Source organism: Nonomuraea longispora (genome assembly GCF_004348345.1).
GTDB lineage: Bacteria > Actinomycetota > Actinomycetes > Streptosporangiales > Streptosporangiaceae > Nonomuraea > Nonomuraea longispora.
Genome location: NZ_SMJZ01000380.1, coordinates 1 through 3,165, shown reverse-complemented (window position 1 = coordinate 3,165; position 3,165 = coordinate 1). Strand labels below are relative to the sequence as shown.

Below are 3,165 nucleotides of genomic sequence, written 5' to 3'. Positions count from 1 at the left end.
CCCGCTGCTGTTCACGTCGACACACCGTCACAATCCGTGACGAACATCAACTAAAGCCGTAGTATGAAGTCCAACGACCTGGCAACTTTCACAGAGCACCCCTGGTCAGATTCGCGAAGCGCCATCAGCGAGGACGAATACCGCAGACAGCAGTCGGCGGGGACGGCCCGCCGACGCGCGAGCCGTCCAGGCCCCGCACGCGTTGAAGAGCCCTTCCTCGGCGCAGAGCCGAGCGAGCACCAGCACCGCCGCCAGAAGGCCGATCACCGGTCCCAGCCGCTCGGCCTCGGCACGGGCGTGCTCGGAGGAGATCGCTCCGGTTACGACCACGATGACGGCGGCCGGGACCGCAGCGACCGCCTCCGGTAGGCCGAATGGCCGAGTGACCGCCCACGTCAGCACCGTCACAAGCAGGGCTGCCGATAGCAGCTCCGCCATCGGGGTGGTCAGAATCCGGGCCTCCCGAACGCGGTCGGCACCCCTTCGCCGTCATCTCCAAGGGCGAGCGGGGTGAACATCGGCACGATCCCTTGACCGAAGCTCCGCTCGGTAAGTGTGCCAGCGCGATTGGCCAGCAGGTCGATAGGCCGGTGGGTGTCCATGTCGACCGGGATGGTGCCATAGTGACGACCGCGGCGCGCGGCGAAGTCGTCGACGCCCAGGGCATGGATGTGCCCGATCAGGGCGGAGCGGCTGACCGCCAAGCCGAACAAGGCTGCCAGACGTGCCCCAGCCCGACCGGCCAGCGCCAATGCGATGCTCTCCAGCACGCTGCGCAGCAGTGATGTGCGACGGGGGCGCCGCTGGGTCACCACGGGTACCTGCTCGACAAAGGTGCACACCTGGCGGGCGGTGTTGTCGCAGAAGCACCGGCGCGCCTCCAAGTCGATCAGCACCGGCCGTCCTGCCGCTGTCAGATCGCGAAGACGCCGCCGACAGCGGCTGTGCTGCCGACCAGTAGGCGTAGAGCATTGGTGGCAGGCCGTTTCTACGGTACGCGTCCGAGTTTTGATCAATACGTCACTCCCGTCCTGCTCGACGGTCTCAACATGCACCTGATTCAAGCGTAGAAGGAGCAGATGAAACGCAGCCGGCTTCCTTGCCCGCCGGGGCATGCTGCCGGTGACCGCACGGCAGCTCGTTGATGATCAGTTCTGGGATGGACCGAATTATGACGAAGCGGCCGTTCCCATGTTGACCGAGTTATGCAATCGCGGCCACTGGCCTTGCTACTGTTTCGCCAAGCGTTTAACTTTTCACTATCACTTCGCGGAAGCTGAACCAGATCTCGAACACATCGACATTTCCACACGCCAAACCCCTTAAGTAGCGCTCATCGAATAAACCCAGGGATGATCATGCGCTCCATCAAACTGGGCGCGGTTCACGCAGCGTGTCCGGGGTGGCCTTCCGGTCCGGTTGGGTGACATGCCGACCCGTGGACAATGAGGGCGGTAGGGGCTAACGCCTCGGTATCAGAGTTCTCGAGGCGATAGCGATCACGAGCGTCGTCACGAGCACGGGCACGAGCGGTGCGTATAGGTTCGCGTGGCTGAGCATCAAACTTCCCAGAAAGGCACCGAATGTCACGCCCATGATGCCCCCAATCATGCGCCGCGCCGCCGGCAGCGTGAGCGACCGGGTTGCGACAGCGCCCAGCAACCCGACGGTGACCGTGAGGGCCGTCGTCGACACGCCCTGCACTTGCAGCGACTCGATAGCGTTCATCTGCATGCCCATCGACATCGCACCTGTGGCGACCATAATATAGATCATCTCGGTAGAGCGCGAGGTCGTCATCCACACGACAAGGAAGATGATCTGCAATGCTAGCCCGGCTGCCAGCGTAACGGACACGCGAGACGACCAGAGGGTGTCCTTCCCCTCGGTGTGCGTTTGCGGTCTGGATTTCCGAAGGATCCGCATCGCCAGCGCGCCGCCCACGATGAAGCCTCCCAAGGAGATGACCACATAGACAAGATTCGGACCCGCAGGCGGGCGAATGCCCCCGAATGCAAGTCCAAGGAACACGATGTTGCCCGTCTGAAACGCCGTGAAAACCTTACCGAAGAACAGAAAACAGATCGCGTCGTAGACGCCTGTCGAAAACGAAAGTGCCACGAGAAGCCAATCCCGAATTATCGAGCGCGCTGGCGTCACGCTTCCCTTGCCCATCGATGTGTCTCTCTGCTTGATATCAATCAAAATTGCGCTGGTTGCTGCGCGGCGGCCCTGTTCACGCTGCACAACGCTCAGGGCGAGCGCGCGTGAACTTCCCATCACGGTCACGTCTACGAACGCGCATAAATCGATCTATGCGGTCCTGTCAGTGCAGACTAAGCGGCCGGGGTCCGCAGGAGTGGATCCATGCTCGGCGTGTTGCCTGCTGGGTGATGCTGGCTCTTCGAACTTGATCGGGGTGTGAGGATCCGCCTGGCCTAGCACTCCAGTGACACTTTGCGGTCATGGTATTGATCTGTGCTGGTAGTGGCAGTGTCGGGCTGTTGCTTGGTGACGGCGGCACCAGTCTGACCAGCGCAGAACGTGCGCGGTTGAGGGGGTGCCGGGTCAGGGACGTTCCCCCTTGAATGTGGACACCTTGGAGACTGGATCTTGAGGTCCAGGGGAAGAGATGTTCCTGATGGTGATGAAGAACTACCCGCCCGAGTTCAAGGCCGACGCGGTGGCGCTGGTGCTGTCGAGGCCGGATCGCACGATCACGTCGATCGCGCGGGATCTGGGGGTCAGCCGAGAGACGCTGCGCGTGTGGGTACGAGCCGCGCAGGCTCGGGGTGAAGGCGGGCAACGAGCGGCCGGCGAGGTCAGGACCGGCAAGGACACGCCCAGGATCTCCTCCACCGTCTCCCGGGCGATCACCAGTCGCAACACCCGGTCCTCCTCGGCCTCCAACCGACGGGTCAACTCGGCGATCTGCTCGCGAAGCTGTTCCACCCGCTCACGGGCCGCGTTCTCCCGCCGCTCCAACTCCTCCAGCAACGAGCTCATCGCCACCACCGTCTCACGCGTCTGCTCACACGGTAGACAACGATCACCCGTCCCAACAGCCCAGACCTTATCCGCCCAGCTCAGCCACTCTCTCAGAGGGAGCCAGACCCGTGCTCATTGTCCGGCTGGGCGCCCAGCGGAACCTGCATGCCGACATGG

The 3,165-nt window shown here is 63.0% G+C and carries 4 protein-coding genes; 1 reads left to right on the top strand and 3 read right to left on the bottom strand.

The features are described 5' to 3' along the window. Window positions 1–105: 105 nt before the first annotated feature. The 3 genes from E1267_RS43205 to E1267_RS43195 form a co-directional block, all read right to left on the bottom strand. Window positions 106–438: an SLC13 family permease gene (locus tag E1267_RS43205; protein WP_220449951.1), complete on the bottom strand. Its 333-nt coding sequence runs from the start codon at window positions 436–438 to the stop codon at window positions 106–108. Between the two features lie 8 nt (window positions 439–446). Continuing rightward, window positions 447–1,115: a transposase family protein gene (locus E1267_RS43200; RefSeq protein ID WP_132342037.1), complete on the bottom strand. Its 669-nt coding sequence runs from the start codon at window positions 1,113–1,115 to the stop codon at window positions 447–449. Between the two features lie 346 nt (window positions 1,116–1,461). Further along, a complete protein-coding gene (locus E1267_RS43195; protein WP_246064731.1) occupies window positions 1,462–2,280 on the bottom strand; it encodes a YoaK family protein in 819 nt (272 codons plus the stop codon). Between the two features lie 352 nt (window positions 2,281–2,632). Between E1267_RS43195 and E1267_RS48155 the strand changes: the two genes are divergently transcribed. After that, on the top strand, window positions 2,633–3,165 hold a 533-nt coding region (locus E1267_RS48155; RefSeq protein ID WP_425465131.1), incomplete at its 3' end, for a transposase.